This is a genomic window from Pseudomonas sp. PSE1(2024), assembly GCF_050990555.1.
Lineage (GTDB): Bacteria > Pseudomonadota > Gammaproteobacteria > Pseudomonadales > Pseudomonadaceae > Aquipseudomonas > Aquipseudomonas aphyarum.
In genome coordinates, this window is the sequence record NZ_CP158967.1 from 14,846 (window position 1) to 38,947 (window position 24,102).

Below are 24,102 nucleotides of genomic sequence, written 5' to 3' on the forward strand. Positions count from 1 at the left end.
CCACAGCCGTCACGGCTTCTGCCGTTCGAGCTTCTTCAGAAACACCGTCATTTCCTTCTCGGCCTGCTTGTCGCCATGGACCCGGGCCGCTTCGAGCCCCTGCTCCCATGCCTGTCGTGCCGCTGGCAGATCCCCAAGCGCCAACTGCGCCTTTCCCAATAATTTCCACGCCGCCGAGTATTTCGGATCGAAGCCGACGCAACGCTGGAAATGCTCGGCTGCCTTCGCGTTCTCCCCCAGATCCAGATAACCCTTGCCGAGGCCGAAGCGCAGCAGCGAGTTATCCACACCCTTGGCGAGCATTTTTTCCAGGGATTCGATCATCGGTCTCGCCTCTTGGTCGGTCAGAAGAAACTCAGGCCCACGTGGAACAGCTTCTCCACATCGCGAATATGCTTTTTATCCACAAGGAACAGAATCACATGGTCGCCCGCTGCAATCACCGTGTCGTCGTGGGCAATGATCACTTCTTCATCGCGGATGATCGCGCCGATGGTGGTCCCCGGCGGCAGCGCGATGTTTTCGATGGCCTTGCCGATGACCTTGCTCGACTTCGAGTCGCCATGAGCAACTGCTTCGATGGCCTCCGCCGCGCCCCGACGCAATGAGTGCACGCTGACGATATCGCCGCGCCGCACGTGGGCCAGCAAGGTGCCGATGGTCGCCAGTTGCGGGCTGATGGCGATGTCGATGTCGCCGCCCTGGATCAGGTCGACGTAGGCCGGGTTGTTGATGATCGTCATCACCTTCTTCGCGCCCAGACGCTTGGCCAGCAGCGACGACATGATGTTGGCTTCGTCATCGTTGGTCAGGGCAAGGAAGATGTCTGCGTCGGCGATGTTCTCTTCCAGCAGCAAGTCGCGATCCGACGCGCTGCCCTGCAGCACCACGGTGCTGTCGAGGGTGTCGGAGAGGTAGCGGCAGCGCGCCGGGTTCATCTCGATGATCTTCACCTGATAACGGCTTTCGATGGCCTCGGCCAGCCGCTCGCCGATCTGCCCGCCGCCGGCGATGACGATGCGCTTGTAGCTTTCATCGAGCCGGCGCATTTCGCTCATCACGGCTCGAATGTTCGCACGGGCGGCGATGAAGAAGACTTCGTCGTCCGCCTCGATCACCGTATCGCCCTGGGGAAGAATCGGTCGGTCACGACGGAAAATCGCGGCCACTCGCGTTTCCACGTTCGGCATGTGTTCGCGCAGCTGGCGCAGTTGCTGCCCCACCAGCGGTCCGCCGTAATAAGCGCGCACCGCGACGAGTTGCGCCTGGCCTTCGGCGAAGTCGATCACCTGCAAGGCGCCGGGATGCTGGATCAGACGCTTGATGTAGTTGGTGACGACCTGCTCGGGACTGATCAGCACGTCTACCGGAATCGCCTCGTTCTGGAACAGTTGCTCCTCGCGGGTCAGGTACGACGCTTCGCGCACCCGGGCAATCTTGGTCGGGGTGTGGAACAGGGTGTGGGCGACCTGGCAGGCGACCATGTTGGTTTCGTCGCTGTTGGTCACCGCGACCAGCATGTCGGCGTCGTCGGCACCGGCCTGACGCAGAATGTTCGGCAACGAGCCACGGCCCTGCACGGTGCGGATGTCGAGGCGATCGCCAAGATCGCGCAGACGGTCGCCGTCAGTGTCGACCACCGTGATGTCGTTGGCCTCGCTGGCCAGATGTTCAGCCAGCGAACCGCCGACCTGTCCCGCACCGAGGATGATGATTTTCATCCAGTCACTCCATTGAATCCGTTTAGCCGCGCGCGGCAGCGATCTTGATCAGCTTGGCGTAGTAGAACCCGTCATGCCCGCCCTGCCGGGCCAGCAATTGGCGACCATGGGGCTGCTTGATCCCGGCGGCGGTGGCCAGATCCAGCTCCCGTGCGCCCGGCGTACGCTCAAGGAACGCGGCGATCACTTCGGTGTTCTCGGTCGGCAAGGTCGAGCAGGTGGCGTACAGCAGGATGCCGCCCACTTCGAGGGTTTTCCACATCGCGTCGAGCAGTTCGCCTTGCAGTTGCGCGAGGGCGGCGATGTCGTCGGCCTGACGGGTCAGCTTGATGTCCGGGTGACGGCGGATCACCCCGGTGGCCGAGCACGGCGCGTCAAGCAGGATGCGCTGGAACGGCTTGCCGTCCCACCAGGCTGCCGTGTCGCGACCGTCGGCGGCGATCAGTTCAGCATTCAGACCGAGGCGTTCGAGGTTTTCTTTCACCCGCACCAGACGCTTGGCTTCCAGATCCACCGCCACCACGCCGGCCAGTGCCGGTTCGGCTTCGAGGATGTGGCACGTCTTGCCGCCAGGCGCGCAGCAGGCGTCCAGCACTCGCTGGCCCGGCGCGAGGTCGAGCAGGTCGGCGGCCAGTTGCGCGGCTTCGTCCTGCACGCTGATCCAGCCTTCGGCGAAACCCGGCAGGCTGCGCACATCGGCAGCAGCATCCAGCACGATGCCGTCGCGGCTGAAAGTGCACGGCTGCGCGGCGATCCCGGCTTCAGTCAGCAGACCCAGGTACGCGTCACGGCTGTGATGACGGCGGTTGACCCGCAGAATCATCGGCGGATGCGCGTTGTTGGCTTCGCAGATGGCTTCCCATTGCTCAGGCCAGAAGGCCTTCAGGGATTTTTGCAGCCAGCGCGGGTGGGCGGTGCGCACCACCGGATCGCGTTCCAGTTCGGCGAAGATCGCCTCATGTTCGCGCTGGGCATTGCGCAGTACGGCGTTGAGCAAGCCCTTGGCCCACGGCTTTTTCAGCTTGTCGGCGCAACCGACGGTTTCGCCAATGGCGGCGTGCGGCGGGACGCGGGTGTAGAGCAGTTGATAGAGGCCGACCAGCAGCAATGCCTCGACATCGGCGTCGGCAGCCTTGAACGGCTTCTGCAGCAGTTTTTCCGCCAGCGCCGACAAGCGTGGCTGCCAACGGGCGGTGCCGAACGCCAGGTCCTGGGTGAAACCGCGATCGCGATCTTCGACCTTGTCCAGTTGCGTCGGCAGGGAGCTGTTGAGCGAAGCCTTGCCGCTGAGGACAGCGGCGAGTGCCTTGGCGGCGGCCAGACGCGGGTTCATTGCGCGTCCACCGCTGCGCCCAGCACGATGCCGGTGGCGAATTTCTCACGACGGCTGTTGAACAGATCGCTGAAGTTCAGCGCCTTGCCGCCGGGCAATTGCAGGCGGGTCAGGCACAGCGCCTGTTCGCCACAGGCGACAAGCAGACCGTCCTTGCTGGCGCCGAGAATCGTGCCCGGTGCGCCTTTACCCTCGGCGAGTGTCGCCGCCAGCACTTTCAGCGCTTCTCCGTTGAGCGTGCTGTGGGTGATCGGCCATGGATTGAAGGCACGGACCAGACGTTCCAGCTCAACGGCCGGGCGGCTCCAGTCGATGCGCGCTTCGTCCTTGTTCAGTTTGTGCGCGTAGGTGGCGAGTTCATCATTCTGCACTTCGCCTTCCAGGGTGCCGGCGGCCAGACCGGCAATCGCCTGCACCACGGCGGGCGGGCCCATTTCGGCTAGGCGATCATGGAGGCTGCCGCCGGTGTCTTCGGCGCTGATCGGGGTCACGACCTTGAGCAGCATCGGCCCGGTATCAAGGCCGGCCTCCATGCGCATCACGGTCACGCCGCTTTCGGCGTCGCCCGCTTCCACAGCACGCTGGATCGGCGCCGCACCGCGCCAGCGTGGCAGCAGCGAGGCGTGGCTGTTGATGCAACCCAGGCGCGGAATATCCAGCACCGCTTGCGGCAGGATCAGGCCGTAGGCGACCACCACCATCAAGTCAGGCTTCAGTGCAGCGAGCTCGGCCTGAGCGTCGGCGTTGCGCAGGGTCGGCGGCTGCAACACCTGGATATTGTTTTCCAACGCTAACTGTTTGACCGGGCTCGGCATCAGTTTTTGCCCACGACCGGCCGGGCGATCCGGTTGGGTGTAGACCGCAACGATCTCGTAAGGGCTGTCCAGCAGGGCCTTGAGGTGTTCGGCGGCGAATTCCGGGGTGCCGGCAAAAACGATGCGCAGTGGCTCAGTCATGGGGGAGTCTCATAAAAAGAAAAAGGCTTGCCGCAGCAAGCCTTTGGAGAGGGGCATCAAGCGTTCTGGCGGTGCTGCTTTTCCAGTTTCTTCTTGATCCGGTCGCGTTTGAGCGTGGACAGGTAATCGACGAACAACTTGCCGTTGAGGTGGTCGCATTCGTGCTGGATGCACACCGCGAGCAGGCCTTCGGCGATCAGTTCATAAGGCTTGCCGTCACGGTCCAGAGCCTTGATCTTGACCTTCTGCGGGCGGTCGACGTTTTCGTAGAAACCCGGCACCGAGAGGCAGCCTTCCTGGTATTGCTCCATTTCGTCGGTCAGCGATTCGAACTCGGGGTTGATGAACACCCGCGGTTCGGTGCGGTCTTCGGAAAGGTCCATCACGACGATACGTTTGTGCACGTTGACCTGGGTCGCGGCAAGGCCGATGCCCGGCGCTTCATACATTGTTTCAAACATGTCATCGACCAGCTGACGCACTTCGTCGTCCACTACAGCCACAGGTTTGGCGATAGTGCGCAGACGCGGGTCCGGAAATTCGAGGATGTTCAAAATGGCCATAAGCTTGATTGCTGCACGTGTGAGGTAAAGTCGGGCGATGGCCTGGCGGGTCCGAAGATGCAGGCTACCGTTGTGAAACGTAGCTCCTTGATTTTCAGCATAGAGCAGGGAGCGAGCCACGGGGGCTCTGGCGTTTCACGCGAACGCACATAATAAAGGGATTCACCGCATGAGGAAATCACTACTCGCCCTGCTGTTTCTGGCCTCGGCCGGCGCCGCGCACGGGCAAGTGCAACTCAAGGAAGGTTTTCCACAGCAATACACGGTGGTTTCGGGGGATACGCTCTGGGACATCTCCGGTAAATATTTGCGCGAACCCTGGCAGTGGCCGCAGCTGTGGCGGGCCAATCCGCAGATCGAAAACCCTAACCTGATCTATCCGGGCGACACGCTGACGCTCAGTTACGTCAACGGTCAGCCGCGCCTGACCGTCAATCGCGGCGAGTCGCGCGGCACCATCAAGTTGTCGCCACGCATCCGTACCAGTCCGGTAGCCGAGGCGATTCCGAGCATTCCGCTCAAATCCATCAACAGCTTTCTGCTGAGCAACCGCATCGTCGACAAGGTCGAGGACTTCGACAAGGCGCCGTACATCGTCGCCGGCGACGCCGAGCGCGTGCTCAGCGGCACCGGCGACCGGATCTTCGCCCGTGGCCATTTCGACCCGAACCAGCCGGTCTACGGCATCTTCCGCCAGGGCAAGGTCTACACCGATCCGCAGAGCAAGGAGTTTCTGGGGATCAACGCCGACGACATCGGCGGTGGTGAAATCGTCGCCACCGAAGGCGACGTCGCCACCCTCGCCCTGCAACGCACGACCCAGGAAGTACGCCTCGGCGACCGCTTGTTCAGCGGCGAAGAGCGTTCGATCAACTCGACCTTCATGCCCAGCGCTCCCACCACCGACATCAACGGCCTGATCATCGATGTGCCGCGCGGCGTCACACAGATCGGCGCGATGGACGTGGTGACCCTGAACAAGGGCAAACGCGACGGCCTGGCCGAGGGCAACGTGCTGGTGGTGATGAAAACCGGCGAAACCGTGCGTGACCGGATCACCGGTCAGCCCCTGAAAATCCCGGATGAACGTGCCGGATTGCTGATGGTGTTCCGCACCTACGACAAACTCAGTTACGGCCTCGTGCTGAACGCATCGCGCTCGCTCGCGGTGCTGGACAAGGTGCGAAATCCTTAGCTGGCTTCACAAGTTACCAACAGAGTTATCCACAGCTTGTTCCGAAAGGTTCGGGCCTTATAACGATCAAGGATGATCCATGATGATGCCTGTCTCTGCGTCGGCTTCCCCGGCGGAACTGGAAGCGCGCTTGCGCCTGCACCGCTTGCCGGAAATCGGTCCCAAGCGTTTCACCAAACTGCTCGAAGCCTTCGGCTCTGCCTCAAAGGCTATCAGCGCTCCCGCCAGTGCCTGGCGCTCGCTGGGTTTGCCGGCGGCCAGCGCCGAGGCCCGACGCTGCCCTGAAGTTCGCGACGGCGCCAGCCACGCATTGCGCTGGCTAGAGCGTCCGGATCAACATTTGCTGATGTGGGATCACCCGGATTATCCGGCTTTGTTGGCGCAGATTCCCGATCCACCGCCCCTGCTGTTCGTCGCTGGCGACCCACGGATTCTGGAAAAACCGCAGCTGGCGATGGTCGGCAGTCGCCGCGCCTCTCGCCCGGGTATGGACACCGCTGCTGCATTTTCCCGCAGTCTCGCGGGGGCCGGATTTGTCATCACCAGTGGCCTGGCGCTGGGCATCGATGCGGCGGCGCATCAAGCCGCTGTCGACGTCGGCGGGCAAACGGTCGGCGTGCTCGGTACCGGTCTGGAAAACTTTTATCCACAGCGCAACCGACGGCTGGCGGACGCGATGATTGCGTCCGGCAGTGCGGTGCTTTCGGAATTCCCTCTGGACACCGGGCCGACGGCGAGCAACTTCCCGAGACGCAACCGGATCATCAGCGGTTTGTCCCTCGGCGTGCTGGTGGTCGAGGCCAGCGTTGCCAGCGGTTCGTTGATCACTGCGCGGCTGGCGGCAGAACAGGGTCGCGAGGTTTACGCCATTCCGGGTTCGATTCATCACCCCGGCGCCCGGGGCTGTCATCAACTGATCCGTGACGGCGCCGTGCTGGTGGAAACCATCGAGCACATTCTCGAAGCCCTGCGCGGCTGGCAGCATCTGCCGGTATCCACCGACGCAGCGAATCCGGAGAACCCGTTGTTGACCTTGCTGCACGCGGCGCCGCACACCAGCGAGGGCCTGGCCGACAGCAGTGGCTGGGCGCTGCCCAAAGTGCTGGCGGCGCTGACCGAACTGGAGATGGATGGCCGCGCGGTGTGCGAAAACGGCCGCTGGTTTGCGCGCGTGAGCTAGGTTTTACATTGAAGATCGGTAAACTGCGCGAAACCTGTTTGCGGAGAGTTTTTCATGGTCAACAGTTGGCGTGTGCAACAAGCCGCACGAGAGATTCGCGCCGGGGCGGTGATTGCCTATCCAACCGAAGCCGTCTGGGGGCTGGGGTGCGATCCTTGGAATGAAGAAGCGGTGGATCGCCTGCTGGCGATCAAGAACCGTTCGGTGGATAAGGGCTTGATCCTGGTCGCCGACAACATTCGTCAGTTCGATTTTCTGTTCGAGGATTTCCCCCAGGACTGGATCGACCGCATGGCCAGCACCTGGCCGGGCCCGAACACCTGGCTGGTGCCGCACCAGAACCTGCTGCCGGAGTGGGTGACCGGGGTGCATGACACCGTGGCACTGCGGGTCAGCGATCATCCGCAGGTGCGGGATCTGTGCTCGCTGGTAGGGCCGTTGATTTCGACGTCGGCCAATCCGCAGGGGCGGCCGGCGGCGAAGAGTCGCTTGCGGGTCGAGCAATATTTCCGAGGTCAGGTCGATCTGGTGCTCGGCGGAGCGCTTGGCGGTCGCAAGAACCCGAGTCTGATTCGGGATCTGGCCACCGGCAATATCGTGCGCCCGGCCTGATACCACCCTTGGTTAATTTCGTGAGTACTCCTCGGCTTTCACGGCGAGGGGTACTACGCGTGCCTGCGATTTTTCCTTCATTTAACTGAAGTTATAGCCCCGCGTTTTGTTTGAATTTTTCCTTTCTACGTCAGATGAATCTTTAAGTATTCAATTGTTGTAATTTTTCCGACGTTATTCTCAGAAGCCACACAGTGGCGATTTTTCTAAAACCATTCATTATTTCAATGCGCTCAGAAAACTTCGAAAAGTTAACGGCTGCGGAGAAGAAATGGATATCAGGGATTCGCAATTAACGGATTATCTGCAGGAGATTCAGACGACCTTTAAAAGGCGTCATGAAAACTATCGCATCGTTATTCTTGAAGCAGGATCAGACACACGAGAGTTTGAACGGTTTGTTTCCCGTCATTTTCGATTGCGATTGCAACACTACATGTTGACACCCAGAGCCAGGTCACTTGAAACACGCCTGGCGATTATTTCGCGCAGTACCCACTTTCTGTTGTATCAGCACGACAGGCCCACGGCCGTATTGAGAGTGACCCCTGCGCCGTTCGAATGGGCCTCACTGGCGCAGCAGCAACTGTCTCCCGCCACGACGCTGTCGCGCCATGTCGAGTTCAGTCGCTTGATCAGTCACTCGCAAACTCAGTTCCCCATGTCGATCAACGGCCTGCTGGCCGCTGCCACGGAATGGGCGGTCACGCGGGGTTATGAGGGCGTTACCGCGCTCTGCCGATCACCGCAGCGGCGACTGTTCCAGCGCTTCGGCCTGACGCCCATCACCACCGACGCCCTTCGCATCGAACAGCGCCAACGCGGCGATTACTGGCTGCTCTCGGCTCAATGGCAGCAAATCCTCACAGCACTTCAACAGTCCGCCCACCTGCTCGCCAACCCATTGGAGAACTCCGTTGATGAATACGCCTCTCAGTTTTGAACAACAATTAAGCCTGCTCGATGAGCGAATCGAAAAGTCATGGGCCGATATTCTGGAAAGTTCGCGGTTGGTGAATGCCATCCGCGAAGGTAGCGTTTCAAGAGCCTTATATGCGATCTATATGATCCAGACTTTTCACTACACGGCGCACAATGCGCGAAATCAAGGACTGGTGGGTGTTAGACATGCGGATAATCCGGTGTATGCCAAGTTCTGCTTTGAACATGCGGCACAGGAAGTCGGTCATGAAAAAATGGCACTGCATGATGTCATGAGCCTTGGTTTGAAGAATGAAGTGTTTGATATTCCGCCTGCACTACCGGCCACTGATGTGCTGATCGCTTATTTATATTGGATTTCCTTTACCGGTAACCCGTTACAACGGCTTGGTTATAGTTATTGGGCAGAAAATGCCTATCAGTTCATTACTCCTCTCATTGATAGCCTGAGTGAAACACTGGCGCTCAAACCCGCTCAACTGACTTTCTTCATTGCGCATTCCGACATTGATATCGAGCACTTCAACGAAATCAAATTGATGCTGCAGCGCACCTGCAAACGTCAGGAGGACTGGGATGCGATTAGCACTGTCATGGAAACCAGCCTGCGCCTGACCGGCAACATGCTCGAGGCGGTTTACGAGCAGTTCGAGGCCTGGCAAAACGGGTTGGCACCCCGATACGACTTCCTCCATGCGCTGGACAACCAATGAAGGCCGTCCGCCCATGTTCAGATCAGATGGTTGGAGGCAGACATGGCTGATTATTTCGACCGGCTCAACTACACGCTCGGGGATGAGGACACCGCGCTTGAGTACGCGATCCTGCCCAGACATGCCAGGCACGTGCTGGGTATCGCCGGATGCGGCGGCCGGCTGTTGCCGTTATTGGCCGCCGCCCCGGCACGCATGACCTGTACCGATATCAGCGCGCCGCAACTGACGTTTACCCGATTGCGTTTTGCCCTGCTGGAACAGACTGATCACGAGTCGTTCATGGCGTTCATGGGCTATCGAATGGAAAGTATGCGGGCGCGACGCCGCTCCATTTTCCAGCAACTGGTTTTACCACCGACGGATCGTCGCTGGCTTTCCGCGTTCTTCCAGTTCCGACGTTGGGAAGCACCGATTTACATGGGCGCATTCGAGCAGACCTTGAAGCGGTTGGCGAAGATCACCGGACTGTTTACCGGCAAGGCTGGCCGGGGCATTTTTCAGTTCAGCCAGCTCGAGGAGCAAACGGAATATTACCGAAACCGCTTTCCGCTCAAGCGCTGGAAAGCCGTGATCGCTTTGCTGGGAAACGCAGCAGTCCTCAATTCGCTGCTGTACAAAGGCGCGTTTCCACCCAACAACCTGGGGATCAGCTCCCGCGCGGCGTATCTGGAAATTTTCCATACGTTGTTCACCACTCAGGTGGTCCGCGAGAGCTTTTTCCTGCAAATGCTGTTTTTCGGTGAGCTGCGTTATCCACAAGGCTTTCCGCTGGAGTGCGATCCTGCAATTTTCCAGCGGGCTCGTGAGGGACTTCAGCAGTGCGAGTTACGTGTGGTGCAGGCCGACATCCTCGACTGTGTTGCCGGGGAAACAGCCATCGATTTCGTATCGCTGTCGGACGTGCCTTCCTTTATGCCCGAAGCGGCCGGAAAAAATGTCCTGCAGCGCCTGGCTCCAGCTCTGTCGGAAAACGCACAAGTGGTCATGCGGGGGCATTTGCATGTGGTGCGGCCCGATTGCGCAGGTTTCTGCGACATCACCCAACAGTACCAGGCAGACATTGCGCGAGAAAAAACCCAGCTCTGGCATGTCCAGGTCTATCGCCGCACACCCTCTTTGCAGGTATCCCGATGAACACTTTTCAACCGACCGTCAATTGGGTCAAAAACCGTGTCCGGCAAGCGCGTGACGATCAGCAGCAGTTATTCGATGCGGGGCTGAATGGGCTGAAACTGGCTAAACGTGAAGGCAAAGAGATCGAACTCGAAAGCGGCGAGCGGCTGACCGAGTTTCTCTCGTGTTCTTATCTGGGACTGGAGTGTGATCCTCGCTTGATTCAGGAGGCGATGCACTCCGTCGAGTCCTTCGGCGTGCAGTTCGCCGCCGCACGAACCCGAGCGCTGTTGCCACCCATGCGTGAGCTGGATGAACTGCTGAACCGGATATTTCAGGGGCATTCGGTCACCTTCAACTCGGTGGGCAGTGCGCATCTTGGCTGTCTGCCGCTGCTCGGCTCCGGTGAGATGCCTTCGTATCCCATGCGTCGTGGCCCGTGCTGGATTGTCGACCGTGGCGCTCATGCTTCGATGCAAGTGCTGCAAGGCATTCTCTGGCAATTCGGGCCGATACAGCGCCGCGATTGCAGCGATGTAGAGCAGGTGGAAGAAGCGTGCTCGACGGCAGTCGCGGCGGGTAATACGCCCATCATCCTGACCGATAGCATTGGCTCGATGCGCGGTGTGTACCCGATCAATCGCCTGCTGCAACTGGCGGAGCGTTTCGACGGTTATCTCTATGCGGATGACGCCCACGGTACCTCGATCCATGGCGTGGCCGGAGGTGGTTACGCGCTGGACGCGGCGGATGAACGACAGCGTGGCCGGCTGATCCTGCTGTCGTCGTTGTCCAAGGCCTTCGGCGCAACCGGTGGGGCGATTACTGTGCGCACCGAAGCCGATGCGGAGATGATTCGGCGCCATGCATCGACCTATACGTTTGGCGGACCATTGTCCGTTGGCGGGGTGGGCGCGGCAGTCGCTTCGGGGAAAATTCATTTGTCGCCGGAACTGGGTCAGTTGCAGGTGGCGTTGTGGAGAAATATCGCCACGATCGACCGTTTGCTGGGGCCAGTGCTGGGCAATCATCACGTCGCGTCCCCCATTCGTTTTATCCGCGTCGGGGCCGAGAGAGATGCGATCAGCCTGGCGCAGCATTTGCGCCGGCAAGGTATGGCGGTCACTACCGCGTTGTTTCCGGTGGTGGCCAAGGGCGAGGCGATTTTGCGTCTGGCCATCAGCGCGAGCCACAGTCAGCACCAGTTGGAGTCTCTGGCGAACGCCGTCCGTAGCGGATTCGATGAGCTGGGCATTCGTCAGGGAGGGCGCGGCCATGAGCAATGAACTCGTCACGGATGTATCGGCCGAGGCCTTCGCGCGTAAATTGGCTCACGCGCGTTCACTGCCATGGTTCCATGCGCTGTATCCGCGAATCCTTGAAGTACAGGGATTGGCCGATTTGCATCGATTGCCGGTTCTGGCGGTGGAAGACGAGTCCGGCGGCGGGCTGTTTTCCGCGCTCGGTGAAGCTTCACATCGAGCACCGGGTGGCGGGCTGACCCTGACCTCGGGAGGCAGCACCGGCAATCGCAAACAGATCAGCCATTCCTGGGCGTTCAACGCTGCAATCGTGCCCTTGGGAGCACGGATGTTCGGGGTGACGGACGAACGACCTGAATCGGTCATCAACTGCCTGACGGCCGGGGAAATGCAGGGTGCTTTTCAATACGCGTCAGCCATCGTCCAGCACATTGGCGCACGCTTGTTGCCTGCCGGTTCACAGATGGGCGTGCAGCGCGTCGCCGAGCTGATTCAGACACACAAGGCCGATGCGTTGATATGCACACCCTCCTTCGCCGCTGCTTTGTTCAATCATGAAACAGCCGGATTGGGCAGCCTGAAGTGGCTCTACTACATTGGAGAACCTTCTAGTAAAACGCTGCGCGACCAATTGGCCCGGGACTGGCCGGCGCTGAAGATCCGCTCGTTGGGCTACAGCTCGACGGAGACCGGCCCCATCGGTTTTCAGTGCGCCCATCTGGAGCACGGTTTTTATCACCTGCATGCCGACGCCATGCTGCTCGAAGTTGTTGATCCGCTGACCCTCCAAGCTGTGGCTCAAGAGCAAACCGGTGAGTTTTTACTGACGCCACTGCTGCCCGATCACGTGCCGCTGTTGCGCTACCGGATCGGGGATCGTGGGCGAGTCCTGCGCACAGTAAAGAAGTGTGCCTGTGGCAGTTCCATGCCGGTTCTGGCCCTTGAGGGGCGGGTCGAGTCATCGATCAAGCTGGGTGGCGCGATCATCACTCAGTCACAGGTATTGCACGTACTCCGGCAGCTCTTGCCGCAGTTGCAGGCCACCGATGTCCAGGTGCAGATTGATCGACGGCCCGAGGGAGCACGCATGCGTCTGGTCATCGCCGAGGACACACTGACAGTCGACACACGAAGCGTCATTGAAGATGCGTTGCAGGTCGAAGGACAGGCCAGCGCATTGCTCAGGTTGCCCGGTGTGCTGGGGCTGGAGGTGAAGCGTCTTGCTCGTCAGGAGTTCGAAACCACCCTGGCCGGCAAGACGCCGTTTTTTGTGACGTTTGAACAGACCCCGGCACCGTCATGACGATGGGACGAGGTCATCGGTGGTCAGGGCAGCAGGACAGTGGAGCCCGTGGTTCGCCGCGCCGACAGCTCGGTCTGCGCTTTGGCCGCGTCAGCCAGTGGATAACGCTGGCTGATATCCACTTTCAGCTTGCCGCTGGTGATCATCCCGAACAGTTCGTCGGCCATGCGCTGCAGGTTTTCGGCGTTGTTGGCGTAGGTCGCCAGGGTCGGCCGGGTGACGTAGAGCGAACCTTTCGCCGCCAGAATCCCCAGATTCACGCCGTCCACCGCGCCCGACGCATTGCCGAAGCTCACCAGCAGGCCACGGGGCGCCACGCTGTCCAGCGAAGCCGGCCAGGTGTCCTTGCCGACGCCGTCGTAGACCACCGGGACTTTTTTCCCGTCGGTCAATTCCAGCACCCGTTGGGCGACGTTTTCGTGGCTGTAGTCGATGGTTTCCCAGGCGCCATGGGCCTTGGCCAGATCGGCTTTGGCTTTTGAGCTGACGGTGCCGATCAGCTTCACGCCCAGGGCTCTGGCCCATTGGCAGGCGAGCAAACCGACGCCCCCGGCCGCTGCGTGGAACAGAATGGTTTCGCCACCCTTCAGTTCGTAGGTCTGGCGCAGCAGGTACTGCACGGTCAGGCCCTTGAGCATCACGCCGGCGGCGGTTTCGAAGCTGATGGCGTCCGGCAGGTGCACCAGATTCGCTTCCGGCAGGACGTGGACGTCGCTGTATGCACCCAGCGGACCGCTGCCATAAGCTACGCGGTCACCGACCTTGAACCGGGTGACCTCGCTGCCCACGGCCTCGACAATACCGGCGCCTTCCGCACCCACGCCCGACGGCAACGCCGGTGGCGCGTACAAGCCGCTGCGGTAGTAGGTGTCGATGAAGTTCAGGCCGATGGCCTTGTTGCTCACGCGAACCTGCTGCGGACCGGGTTCGGCCGGTTGATAGTCAACGTACTCGAGCACTTCGGGGCCGCCGTGGGCGCGGAACTGGATTCGCTTGGCCATCTGCCTACTCCTTGGGTCATTTGGGAAGGTCCCTATCGAACGCTCATGCTTGATCTTCGTCAACTGCGGCGTGCCGGTTTGCGATGGTATGCTACGCGCCCATTTGCGCGGGGCGCCGCGCAGTTCCGCCCGATCCAAGGTGAAGCCATGACGACCCGCACCGACGCCGTAAAGGCCTATCTGCTCGACCTGCAAGACCGCATCTGCGCCGCGCTGGAAACTGAAGACGGCGGCACGCGTTTCGTCGAAGACGCCTGGACCCGTCCGGCCGGCGGTGGCGGTCGGACCCGGGTGATCGAGAACGGCACGGTGATCGAAAAGGGCGGCGTCAACTTTTCCCACGTCTTCGGCAGTGGCCTGCCACCGTCCGCCAGTGCCCATCGGCCGGAGCTGGCCGGGCGTGGTTTCGAAGCCCTTGGCGTGTCGCTGGTGATCCACCCGCACAACCCGCATGTGCCGACGTCCCACGCCAACGTGCGCTTTTTCATCGCCGAGAAGGAAGGTGAAGAGCCGATCTGGTGGTTCGGCGGTGGCTTCGACCTGACCCCGTACTACGGCAACGAAGAAGACTGCATCCACTGGCACCGCGTTGCCGAACAGGCCTGCGCGCCGTTCGGCCCGGACGTCTACCCGCGCTACAAGGCCTGGTGCGATACCTATTTCCATATCAAGCACCGCCACGAGCCGCGTGGCATTGGCGGCCTGTTCTTCGATGACCTGAACGAGTGGGACTTCGACACCAGTTTCGCCTTCATGCGCGCCATCGGCGATGCGTACATAGACGCTTACCTGCCGATCGTGCAGCGCCGCAAGAACGATGCGTTCACCGCCAAGCAGCGCGAGTTCCAGGAATTCCGTCGCGGCCGCTACGTCGAGTTCAACCTGGTTTACGACCGTGGCACCCTGTTCGGCCTGCAGTCGGGCGGGCGCACCGAATCGATCCTGATGTCGCTGCCGCCGCAAGTGCGCTGGGCCTACGACTGGAAAGCCGAGCCGGGTAGCGAAGAAGCACGCCTGACCGAGTACTTCCTGCAAGACCGCGACTGGCTGGCCCAGGCCTGAGGACTTTTGATGGATCGTTACGTCGTTTTCGGTAACCCGATCGGCCACAGCAAGTCGCCGATGATTCACAAACTGTTCGCCGAACAGACCAGGCAGAGTCTCGACTACAGCACCCTGCTGGCGCCGCTCGAGGACTTTTCCGGCTGCGCCACGGCGTTTTTCCAGGAAGGTCGCGGCGCAAACGTGACCGTGCCGTTCAAGGAAGATGCTTATCGTCTGGCCAACAGCCTGACCGCCCGCGCCGAACGCGCGGGTGCGGTGAACACCCTGAGCAAACTGGCCGACGGCAGCCTGCTCGGCGATAACACCGACGGCGCCGGTCTGGTGCGGGATCTGACGGTCAACGCCGGGTTCAGCCTCACCGGCAAGCGCATTCTGCTGCTCGGCGCCGGTGGCGCGGTGCGCGGTGCGCTGGAGCCTTTGCTGGCGGAGAAGCCGGCTTCGGTGATCATCGCCAACCGCACAGTGGACAAGGCCGAGCTGCTGGCCGAACTGTTCTGTGATCTGGGGCCAGTATCGGCCAGCGGTTACGACTGGTTGCGCGAGCCGGTGGACGTGATCATCAACGCCACCTCCGCCAGTCTCACCGGCGACGTGCCGCCGATTGCCCCAAGCCTGATCGAGCCGGGCAAGACCCTGTGCTACGACATGATGTACGGCAAGGAACCGACCGCATTCTGCCGCTGGGCCAGCGAGCACGGCGCGGGTGTGGTGATGGACGGCTTGGGCATGCTGGCCGAGCAGGCTGCCGAAGCCTTCTTCCTGTGGCGCGGCGTGCGTCCGGACACTGCGCCGGTTCTGGCGGAATTGCGTCGGCAGTTGGCGCTGTAAGGCGCCCTCAGTCCTCGAAGCGGATCGGGCATTTCTCCGGCCCTTCGAGTTTGCGCAACTCCTCCACCACCTGCGGTCGCGCCTGACGCAAGGTCAGGCTGCGATCCTGGCGCAACAGGCGCCGGGCTTCCTGATGGAGCATTTCCACGCCGGAATAGTCGATGAAGTTGATCTGCTGCGCCTCGATCACCACCCGCGCGCCGTGCATCCGTTGCAGGCGCACTTGCAGGTAGTGGCTGGCGCCGAAAAAGATCGACCCGCCGACCCGCAACACATCGTCCTCGCCATCGCGCCAGTGCTGCACCCTCGGCTGCGAAGTACGCTTGAGGTAGAAAAACAGCGAGGCCAGCACACCGGCATAGATCGCTGTCTGCAATTCCAATAGCAACGTGGCGACGCAGGTCAGGCTCATCACCACAAATTCCGCCCGGCTCACCCGCAGCAGCGCACGAATGCCGCGATGATCCACCAGTCCCCAGGCGATCAGCAGAATGCTGCCGGCCATAGCCGGAATCGGAATGTGCGCGATCAGCCCCGCACCGAAAATCGCGAACAGTGCCACCCACAACGCCGAAAACACCCCGGCCAGTGGCGAACAGGCCCCGGCCTCATAGCTCAGCCCGGAACGGGTGAACGAGCCGGCGGACAGCGATCCCGAAAAGAACGCCCCGACAATGTTCGAAAGACCCTGCGCGCGGACTTCCTGATTGGCGTCGAGCAACTGTTGCGAACGTGCGGATATCGAACGGGCAATCGACAGACTGGTGACCAGCCCGAGCATACCCACCGCCACGGCGCTGGGCAGCAGGCGCAGGATCAGATCCATATCCAGCGGCAATCCACTGAACGGCGGCAAGCGGCCGACAAATGCGCTGACCAATTGAACATGGCCGAACATCGCCGGCCACAGCCACACCACCAGACTGCCGAGCACCAAGGTCATCAACAGTGTCGGCCAGCGTGGCAGCCATTGCTTGAGCAACGCACCGACCACCACTGTGGCCGCACCGAGGACCAGCGACGGTTTATCCACAGCCCCGAGATGGCGCAGCAGATCCATCAGGCTGGCCAGCGCCGTGGCCTTGGCCGGCAGATCCAGTCCCAGCAGGTTCGGCAATTGACCGATGGCAATCACCACCGCCGCGCCGAGGGTGAAACCCAGCACCACGGAATGCGAGACGAAATTTACCAGCGCGCCGAAGCGCAACAGCCCGAGCAGCCACTGGAAAATCCCGGCGAGGAAGGTCAGCAGCAGGATCAGGGTGATGTAGTCCTGTGACGCAGGCACGGCCAGCGGGCTGACACTGGCGAACAGCACAATCGAAATCGCCGCGGTCGGGCCGCAGATCAGATGCCACGACGAGCCCCACAGGCAGGCGATCAACACCGGGACGATGGCAGCGTAGAGCCCGTATTCCGGTGGGAGACCGGCGATCAGCGCGTAGGCAATCGACTGGGGCAACGCGAGAATCGCCCCGCTGAGGCCGACGACCAGGTCCCGCCCGACGCTGGCGCGGGTCTGCCGGGGCAGCCAGGTCAGGAAGGGGAAAAGTGAGCGACGGCTGGGGAGGGCCATGGATCCTCTCGGGTGAAATTTTGCGCATTGTACGCAGCCCGGGACGCGGAGCGTCCATTGCGGCATTCCCACGCAGAGCGTGGGAACGATCGGCCGCGCAGTTACAGTTTGGCTTTAACCGCCGGCAACGCATCTTTGCCGTCCACGGTCTTCACACCATCAAGCCACTTGTCCAGCACCGCCGGATTCGCCTTGATCCAGGCCTTCACCGCCTCCGCATTGCTGACCTTCTTGTTCACCACCTCGGCCATGATGCTGTTCTCCATCTCCTGAGTGAACGCAAGATTGGTCAGCAACTTACCCACATTCGGACAGGCCTCGGCGTAGCCTTTGCGGGTCAGGGTGTAGACGCTGCCGGTGTCGCCAAAGTACTTCTCGCCGCCCTTGAGGTAATGCATTTTCAGCTGCACGTTCATCGGGTGCGGGGTCCAGCCGAGGAAGGTGACGAACTTCTGTTTCTTCACCGCCCGCGAGACTTCGGCCAGCATCGCTTGTTCGCTAGACTCGATCAGCTTCCATTGGCCCAGGTCGAAGTCGTTTTTCTTGATGATCTCTTGCAGCGAGATGTTCGCTGGCGCGCCGGAGCCGATGCCGTAAATCTTCTTTTCGAATTTATCGGCGTACTTATTCAGGTCGGCAAAGTTATGCACACCCGCGTCCCACACGTAATCCGGTACGGCCAGGGTGAACTCGGTGCCGTCGAGGTTCTTCGCCAGTTGGGTGACGTCGCCCGTGGCGACGAACTTGTCGTAGAAGCCCTGCTGCGCCGGCATCCAGTTGCCGAGGAACACGTCGACCTGCCCGTCCTTCAAGCCGCCGAAGGTGATCGGCACCGCGAGGGTGTCGACCTTCGCCTTGTAGCCCATGCCCTCCAGCAGAAACCCGGTGATGGCGTTGGTCGCGGCAATGTCGCTCCAGCCGGGATCGGCCATTTTCACCGTGTCGCAGCTCTCGGCGAACGCGGATGCGCTGCCCAGTGCCAGCAGACTGACCGTCACGACTGTGGATAACTTGACCATGGACTTCCCCTTAACGTTATTGGTTTTGGCAGGGTTGTGGATAACGGGCCTTGCGCTCCAGGTCATCGAGGTCGATGTGGTTGCGCATGTACTGCTGACTGGCGTCCACCAGCGGCTGGTGATCCCAGCTCTTCAGTTTGCCGATCGTCAGCGCTTCGGCAACGAAGCGCCGACGGCGCTGACTTTCAAGAACATCGCGGTGGATCGCCGGGATGTCCCACTTGGCCCGTGCTTCGGCGAGAAAATCGTCGAACAGCTGGCGATGTTGCGGTGATTGGCTGAGTTCTTCCTGTTCGCTTGGATCGTTATCCACATCGAAGAGTAGGCAAGGGTCAGTTTCGCTGTAGATAAATTTGAAGGCGCCACGGCGGATCATCATCAGCGGGCTGACGGTGCCTTCGGCCATGTATTCGCCGAACACCTCGTCATGACCGCCCTGCCCTTGCAGATGTGGCACCAACGAACGGCCATCGAGCGGCAGACTTGGTTCCAGGCTGCCGCCGGCCAGTTCGACGAAGGTCGGCAACAGGTCGGCGGTGGAGACGGCAGAGCTGACACGGCCCGATTTGAACTGACCGGGTGCACTTATCAACAGGGGCACACGAGCGGCCATTTCGTACCAGTGCATTTTGTACCAGAGGCCCTTCTCTCCCAGCATGTCGCCATGGTCGCCGGAGAACACGATGACGGTGTCGTCCGTCAGCCCACAATCTTCGAGGGTTTGCAGAAGTTTGCCGACGTTGGCGTCGATATAGCTGCAAGCACCGAAGTACGCCCGGCGCGCATCGCGAATTTTATCCACAGGCAGCGGCTTATCCCACAGGTCGTAAACCTTGAGCAAACGTTGGGAATGCGGATCGAGTGAATGCTGATCCGGCGTCGTCGGAAGCGGGATATCCGCATCGTCATACAAATCCCAGAACGCCTTGGGAATCGTGTACGGGTCGTGAGGGTGAGTCATCGACACGGTCAGGCAGAACGGCTGGTCGCCGTCCTCGCGAATATGATCGAACAGGTATTGCTGAGCCTTGAACACCACCTCTTCGTCGAAGTCGAGCTGGTTGGTGCGCACACACGGCCCGGCCTGCAACACCGAAGACATGTTGTGATACCAGCTCGGCCGCACGTCGGGTTCGTCCCAGTTCACCGCCCAGCCGTAGTCGGCCGGATAGATGTCGCTGGTCAGGCGCTCTTCGTAACCGTGCAGTTGATCGGGGCCGCAAAAATGCATCTTGCCCGACAGCGCAGTGCGGTAACCGAGGCGGCGCAGGTAATGGGCGTAAGTTGGAATGTCGGCGGGGAAATCAGCGGCGTTGTCGTAGGCGCCAATTTTGCTCGGCAACTGGCCGCTGACCAGGGTGAAACGCGAGGGTGCGCACAGCGGGCTGTTGCAGTAGGCGGCATCGAACACCACGCCTTGTTCGGCGAGGCGGCTGAGGTTCGGCAGTTTGATCGGCGACGGGCCGTAGAACGGCAACATTGGCGCGGCCATTTGATCGGCCATGATGAAAAGAATGTTCTTGCGCTTCATGTGATCGCGGCATTCCATAGTGAATATTTATGCGACATTGCTGCGATCGAGCATGGATTCCACGCAATATCCGGTAAAGCCCGCGCCGGACAATGACTAGGATAAGCACAGCTTATGTATGAAGCCCTCGGTGATCTGTCGCTGGACCTGCTGCGCGCCTTCGAGGCAGCGGCCCGTCATCGCAGTTTTACCGCTGCGGCGGTTGAGCTCGGCACGACGCAACCGGCGATCAGTCAGCAGATCAAACGCCTGGAAGAGCAACTCGGCACGCGGCTGTTCGACCGGATCTACCGGGGCATCGAACTGACCGAGGTCGGCTCGATCCTGTTCGAGCAGGTTACCCTCGGTTTGCAGAATATCGACGCAGGATTGAGCGCGATCAGCACGCAGCAGCAACATGAAGTGCTGCAGGTTGCCACTGATTTCGCCTTCGCCGCGTATTGGCTGATGCCGCGTCTGCACCGCTTTCATGAAGCTTATCCACAGGTGGACGTGAGCCTGGTCACCAGCGAGCGCAATCACAACATGCTGCGCCCGGATATCGACGTTGCCGTGCTGTTCGGCGACGGTCGCTTCAAACAGGGCGAAAGTCACTGGTTGTTCAGCGAAGAAGTGTTTCCGGTGTGTAGCCCGCAATTGCTCAAGGATCGCCCCCTGCCCTTGCCGGCCCAGGCACTTATGGAATTTCCGCTGCTGCACCTGCGCGGGGAAAACAGCAGTAACTGGTTCGACTGGAGCGGTCTGTTCCGCGCGCTGAACATCAGTACGCCGCCGGCCCCGGGCCAGTTGCGCTTCGACAATTACACTTTGTTGATTCAAGCGGCGATTGGCGGTCAGGGCGTGGCAATTGGCTGGCGGCACCTTGTGGATAACTTGCTCACCCAGGGGCTGTTGTGCCGGCCGATCGCTGAGACCACCCTGTCGCGCCTCGGTTATTACGTGGTGCTGCCGCAGCGCAAACGCCGGGGCGCGCTGATCCAGACGTTCGTGGATTGGCTGATGGCCGAACAAGCCAGCAGCGCCGAGTCCTTGGCTGGATTGCCGTTGCCTTCGATTGCTGTGTAATGGATCAAGAGGCGGCGACAAAATCCACGTGCTGACGCAGATGCAGATTCAGCCGCAGCTCGTCGGCAATCCCCACCGCCACCCGGTTCAGGCGTTCCAGCGGTTCGGCCAGACCCGGTTCCAGCGTGCGGCCGACCTGACTGAAATGTTCGATCGTCAGCCCGGCGACGCTGCGCGGTGCATTCACCAGCGTCCAGTGCAACGGGCTGCTTTGCAGGGCTTCGCGCACTTCCTCGGCGGCGTGGCGTTGCAGCGGGTCGGCGTTTTCCGGATCGTCCAGTGCTTCGAATTCGCCGATGACAAACAGCCGCGAGACGTTCGCCGCTTGCAATCCATCGATCAACGCATCCACCGCCAGCACCTGTTCCACTGGCCCCAGCACCACGGATTTTTCGACATGATCACTACTCAGCGGCAAGCCCGGCGCATTCAGCAGGCAGATCACCGCCGTGCTGCCGGCCACGCTCTGATTGACCCGCTCGGCATCGAGCAGATCGCCGCTTTTGGTACGCAGCCCCGGCCGTGGCGCGAGCGCCGTCAGATCGTCGAGGATCGCGATGACTTCGTGCTGGCGCCGCAGCAGTTCAGCCATCAACGCACTGCCCAGGCTACTCATGGCACCATAGAGCACCACTTTCACCGCCGGGGTTTCGGCATTTTTCATGGCTGAGGTCCCTTTTGTTTTCCCTTGTATGGCGTGTGACATACGGGCAACGCCGAGGGTTCGAACCGATTCAGAGGGTTTGCGATGCAGACGATCAAGGGTTATCACGCCCACGTTTATTACGACGCCAGCACGATCGAACAGGCGCGGGCGCTGTGTGAGCAGGCCGCGCAATTGTTCCCATTGAAGATGGGCCGCGTGCATGAACGCCCGGTCGGCCCGCACCCGGACTGGAGCTGCCAGCTGGCCTTCGGCCCGGAGCTGATCGGCGAGGTGTTGCCGTGGCTGGCGCTCAATCGCAAAGGTTTGGTGGTGTTCCTGCACCCGGACACCGGCGATGACTTGCTCGATCACACCGAGCACGCGATCTGGATGGGCGCGATGCGGCCGCTGGATCTGTCTATTTTTTAATCAGATGCTTTCTTCGGGTTCGCCCGGCAGATGCTCGTCCAGGTGCAGCCACGGCAACTGGCTGTCGGTCCAGATATGCCGCTCGGCGGCGGCCAGCTCGGGATGATCCAGTGTGGCAATCGTCAGATCGATGCTCTCGGGACTGAGCAACGTCACCAGCGCCAGTTGTGCGCCGCAGTTCGGACAGAAGAACCGGGCGCAACTGGTCGACGAGTCATAACGCGAAGGCGTCCCGGCCAGCCACTGGAAGTTCGCCGCCGGCAGCGTGATCCAGGTGGTGACGATGCCGCCGCTGACCTTTCGACAGATCGAACAATGACAGTGGGCGATGTCGTGCAACGCTCCGCTGAACTGATAGCGGATATGTCCGCAATGGCAGCCACCGCTGTGCAACTCAGTCATCGCCCTGCCCTCCGCTTCCCGTGTTCATTGACTCTAGCCCGCATCCGACGGCCGGTTGGCCGTTCGCTCAAAGCTTTCTTGTGCGAAAGGTAGCTGAAAGGTTCCCCGATTAGGATCGCCCCCACTGCCGGCAACAGACCGGTTGGCCAACGCGTGTGATTGCTCGCACGGCAGGCCCAATTAACAACAACAATGGTGATTCTGATGTCCTCTGCAACCCGCCTCCTCGCTGCAACTCCGCCCGTACGCCTCGTGCTTCCCGTTCTGCGCTGATCCCGCCCGATCCGCTCACTTACCTAGCCGCGCTACGCCTGGAGTATTCCCATGCTGACTTTCCTTGGCTTTGCCATGGTCATCACGTTCATGTTCCTGATCATGACCAAGCGCCTGTCTGCGCTGATCGCTCTGATCATCATCCCGATCCTGTTCGCCCTGTTCGGTGGTTTCGCCCCGAAGATCGGCCCGATGATGCTCGAAGGTATTACCAAGCTTGCGCCGACCGGCGTGATGCTGATGTTCGCGATTCTGTATTTCGCCCTGATGATCGACTCCGGCCTGTTCGACCCGGCCGTGCGCAAGATCCTCAAACTGGTCAAGGGCGACCCGCTGAAGGTTTCGGTCGGCACCGCCGTACTGGCGCTCGTCGTTTCCCTCGATGGTGACGGCGCGACCACTTACATGATCTGCGTGGCCGCCATGCTGCCGCTTTACAGTCGCATCGGCATGAGCCCGCGGATCATGGCCGGTCTGATCATCCTCGCCGGCGGCGTGATGAACATGACCCCGTGGGGTGGCCCGACCGCCCGTGCCGCCAGTGCGCTGCACGTGGACCCGTCGGACATTTTCGTACCGATGATCCCGGCGATGGCTGCCGGTGTGGTGGCGATCCTGATCATTGCCTACTTCTACGGCAAACGTGAGCGTGCGCGTCTGGGTGAGCTGCACCTGATCGGCGACGAAATCGATCACAGCGAAATCAGCGTCTCGCAATTCCCGGATGCCCGCCGTCCGAAACTGATCTGGTTCAACGGCCTGCTGACCCTGGCCCTGATGTGCACCCTGATCGCCGGCCTGCTGCCGCTGCCGGTGCTGTTCATGGTGGCGTTCAGTATTGCCATGATCGTCAACTACCCTTGCCTGCAAATGCAGAAGGATCGTGTCGCCGCCCACGCCGGCAGCGTGCTGTCGGTGGTCAGTCTGATCTTCGCGGCGGGCATTTTCACCGGTATCCTGTCGGGCACCGGCATGGTCGATGCGATGTCGAAAAGCCTGCTGGCGGTGATCCCTGATTTCCTCGGCCCGTACCTGGCGGTGATCACGGCGCTGGTAAGCATGCCGTTCACGTTCTTCATGTCGAACGACGCGTTCTACTACGGTGTGTTACCGGTGTTGTCCGAAGCGGCCAGCCATTACGGCATCACCGCGGTGGAAATGGCCCGTGCTTCGATCGTCGGTCAGCCGGTTCACCTGCTGAGCCCACTGGTACCGTCGACGTACCTGCTGGTCGCACTGGCGGGGATCGAGTTCGGCGATCACCAGCGTTTCACCCTGAAGTGGGCAGTGCTGGTCTGCCTGTGCATACTGGTCGCAGCCTTGCTGTTGGGGACTTTCCCGCTGTTCAGCACGTTGTAACGGCACCAAACT

24 protein-coding genes are annotated in these 24,102 nt (G+C 61.0%); 13 read left to right on the forward strand and 11 right to left on the reverse strand.

The window, feature by feature from the left end:
• Window positions 1–9 precede the first annotated feature (9 nt).
• Genes ABTV87_RS00065 through def form a run of 5 tightly spaced genes read right to left on the reverse strand, consistent with a single transcriptional unit; the run spans window position 10 to window position 4,573 of the window.
• Complete coding sequence (locus ABTV87_RS00065; protein ID WP_085606332.1) at window positions 10–324, reverse strand: tetratricopeptide repeat protein; 315 nt, start codon at window positions 322–324, stop codon at window positions 10–12.
• A gap of 20 nt (window positions 325–344) precedes the next feature.
• Entirely contained in the window at window positions 345–1,721 is a 1,377-nt protein-coding gene (gene trkA, locus ABTV87_RS00070) for a Trk system potassium transporter TrkA (protein ID WP_085606334.1), read from the reverse strand.
• A gap of 22 nt (window positions 1,722–1,743) precedes the next feature.
• Window positions 1,744–3,054, reverse strand: a complete 1,311-nt coding sequence (gene rsmB / locus ABTV87_RS00075; RefSeq protein WP_085606336.1) for a 16S rRNA (cytosine(967)-C(5))-methyltransferase RsmB — start codon at window positions 3,052–3,054, stop codon at window positions 1,744–1,746.
• On the reverse strand, window positions 3,051–4,010 hold the full coding sequence (fmt, locus tag ABTV87_RS00080; protein WP_007954106.1) for a methionyl-tRNA formyltransferase: 960 nt from the start codon (window positions 4,008–4,010) through the stop codon (window positions 3,051–3,053). Before fmt ends, rsmB begins: the two co-directional genes overlap by 4 nt.
• 56 nt (window positions 4,011–4,066) lie before the next feature.
• Entirely contained in the window at window positions 4,067–4,573 is a 507-nt protein-coding gene (gene def / locus ABTV87_RS00085) for a peptide deformylase (protein WP_007954104.1), read from the reverse strand.
• A 169-nt stretch (window positions 4,574–4,742) separates the two neighbouring features.
• On the opposite strand from def, the gene ABTV87_RS00090 reads away from it, so the two are divergent.
• The 8 genes from ABTV87_RS00090 to ABTV87_RS00125 all read left to right on the forward strand — a co-directional run bounded on the left by ABTV87_RS00090 (window position 4,743) and on the right by ABTV87_RS00125 (window position 12,896).
• Window positions 4,743–5,768, forward strand: a complete 1,026-nt coding sequence (locus tag ABTV87_RS00090; protein WP_007954103.1) for a LysM peptidoglycan-binding domain-containing protein — start codon at window positions 4,743–4,745, stop codon at window positions 5,766–5,768.
• 79 nt (window positions 5,769–5,847) lie between these two features.
• Entirely contained in the window at window positions 5,848–6,948 is a 1,101-nt protein-coding gene (gene dprA, locus ABTV87_RS00095) for a DNA-processing protein DprA (protein WP_433898792.1), read from the forward strand.
• A 54-nt stretch (window positions 6,949–7,002) separates the two neighbouring features.
• The gene (locus ABTV87_RS00100; RefSeq protein WP_007954101.1) at window positions 7,003–7,560 is read left to right on the forward strand and encodes an L-threonylcarbamoyladenylate synthase; all 558 of its coding nucleotides are present in this window, start codon (window positions 7,003–7,005) and stop codon (window positions 7,558–7,560) included.
• A gap of 271 nt (window positions 7,561–7,831) precedes the next feature.
• Complete coding sequence (locus ABTV87_RS00105; RefSeq protein ID WP_085606340.1) at window positions 7,832–8,503, forward strand: hypothetical protein; 672 nt, start codon at window positions 7,832–7,834, stop codon at window positions 8,501–8,503.
• Entirely contained in the window at window positions 8,481–9,215 is a 735-nt protein-coding gene (locus ABTV87_RS00110; RefSeq protein WP_085606342.1) for an iron-containing redox enzyme family protein, read from the forward strand. The genes ABTV87_RS00105 and ABTV87_RS00110 overlap by 23 nt, the downstream gene beginning before the upstream one ends.
• 42 nt (window positions 9,216–9,257) lie before the next feature.
• Window positions 9,258–10,352 (forward strand): DUF3419 family protein, encoded by a 1,095-nt coding sequence (locus tag ABTV87_RS00115; protein ID WP_433898793.1) that lies wholly within the window; start codon window positions 9,258–9,260, stop codon window positions 10,350–10,352.
• Window positions 10,349–11,617, forward strand: a complete 1,269-nt coding sequence (locus ABTV87_RS00120) for an aminotransferase class I/II-fold pyridoxal phosphate-dependent enzyme (RefSeq protein WP_433898794.1) — start codon at window positions 10,349–10,351, stop codon at window positions 11,615–11,617. The genes ABTV87_RS00115 and ABTV87_RS00120 overlap by 4 nt, the downstream gene beginning before the upstream one ends.
• Entirely contained in the window at window positions 11,607–12,896 is a 1,290-nt protein-coding gene (locus ABTV87_RS00125) for a phenylacetate--CoA ligase family protein (RefSeq protein ID WP_433898795.1), read from the forward strand. The genes ABTV87_RS00120 and ABTV87_RS00125 overlap by 11 nt, the downstream gene beginning before the upstream one ends.
• A 23-nt stretch (window positions 12,897–12,919) precedes the next feature.
• On the opposite strand, the gene ABTV87_RS00130 is transcribed toward ABTV87_RS00125, so the two are convergent.
• On the reverse strand, window positions 12,920–13,897 hold the full coding sequence (locus ABTV87_RS00130; protein WP_433898796.1) for an NADPH:quinone reductase: 978 nt from the start codon (window positions 13,895–13,897) through the stop codon (window positions 12,920–12,922).
• Window positions 13,898–14,044: 147 nt separating this feature from the next.
• On the opposite strand from ABTV87_RS00130, the gene hemF reads away from it, so the two are divergent.
• Both hemF and aroE read left to right on the forward strand, forming a co-directional pair.
• Window positions 14,045–14,959, forward strand: coding sequence for an oxygen-dependent coproporphyrinogen oxidase (hemF, locus tag ABTV87_RS00135; protein ID WP_433898797.1), 915 nt, complete (start codon window positions 14,045–14,047; stop codon window positions 14,957–14,959).
• A 9-nt stretch (window positions 14,960–14,968) separates the two neighbouring features.
• Window positions 14,969–15,790 (forward strand): shikimate dehydrogenase, encoded by an 822-nt coding sequence (gene aroE, locus ABTV87_RS00140; RefSeq protein ID WP_433898798.1) that lies wholly within the window; start codon window positions 14,969–14,971, stop codon window positions 15,788–15,790.
• A gap of 7 nt (window positions 15,791–15,797) precedes the next feature.
• On the opposite strand, the gene ABTV87_RS00145 is transcribed toward aroE, so the two are convergent.
• From ABTV87_RS00145 to betC, 3 genes are all read right to left on the reverse strand, one after another.
• The gene (locus tag ABTV87_RS00145; RefSeq protein ID WP_433898799.1) at window positions 15,798–17,366 is read right to left on the reverse strand and encodes a SulP family inorganic anion transporter; all 1,569 of its coding nucleotides are present in this window, start codon (window positions 17,364–17,366) and stop codon (window positions 15,798–15,800) included.
• A gap of 101 nt (window positions 17,367–17,467) precedes the next feature.
• Window positions 17,468–18,385 (reverse strand): choline ABC transporter substrate-binding protein, encoded by a 918-nt coding sequence (gene choX / locus ABTV87_RS00150; protein WP_085606357.1) that lies wholly within the window; start codon window positions 18,383–18,385, stop codon window positions 17,468–17,470.
• A gap of 16 nt (window positions 18,386–18,401) precedes the next feature.
• Entirely contained in the window at window positions 18,402–19,916 is a 1,515-nt protein-coding gene (gene betC, locus ABTV87_RS00155) for a choline-sulfatase (RefSeq protein ID WP_433898800.1), read from the reverse strand.
• Between the two features lie 114 nt (window positions 19,917–20,030).
• Here betC and ABTV87_RS00160 point away from each other — a divergent pair, with 114 nt between their 5' ends.
• Complete coding sequence (locus ABTV87_RS00160) at window positions 20,031–20,981, forward strand: choline sulfate utilization transcriptional regulator (protein WP_129973334.1); 951 nt, start codon at window positions 20,031–20,033, stop codon at window positions 20,979–20,981.
• 4 nt (window positions 20,982–20,985) lie between these two features.
• Here the strand turns inward: ABTV87_RS00160 and ABTV87_RS00165 are convergent, their stop codons facing one another.
• On the reverse strand, window positions 20,986–21,645 hold the full coding sequence (locus tag ABTV87_RS00165; protein WP_085606363.1) for an NAD(P)-dependent oxidoreductase: 660 nt from the start codon (window positions 21,643–21,645) through the stop codon (window positions 20,986–20,988).
• Between the two features lie 84 nt (window positions 21,646–21,729).
• On the opposite strand from ABTV87_RS00165, the gene ABTV87_RS00170 reads away from it, so the two are divergent.
• Window positions 21,730–22,056, forward strand: a complete 327-nt coding sequence (locus ABTV87_RS00170; RefSeq protein WP_085606365.1) for a DOPA 4,5-dioxygenase family protein — start codon at window positions 21,730–21,732, stop codon at window positions 22,054–22,056.
• Here the strand turns inward: ABTV87_RS00170 and ABTV87_RS00175 are convergent, their stop codons facing one another.
• Window positions 22,057–22,458: a GFA family protein gene (locus tag ABTV87_RS00175; protein ID WP_433898801.1), complete on the reverse strand. Its 402-nt coding sequence runs from the start codon at window positions 22,456–22,458 to the stop codon at window positions 22,057–22,059. It lies immediately after the preceding gene.
• 324 nt (window positions 22,459–22,782) lie between these two features.
• On the opposite strand from ABTV87_RS00175, the gene ABTV87_RS00180 reads away from it, so the two are divergent.
• Entirely contained in the window at window positions 22,783–24,090 is a 1,308-nt protein-coding gene (locus tag ABTV87_RS00180; RefSeq protein WP_007954069.1) for a CitMHS family transporter, read from the forward strand.
• Window positions 24,091–24,102 lie beyond the last annotated feature (12 nt).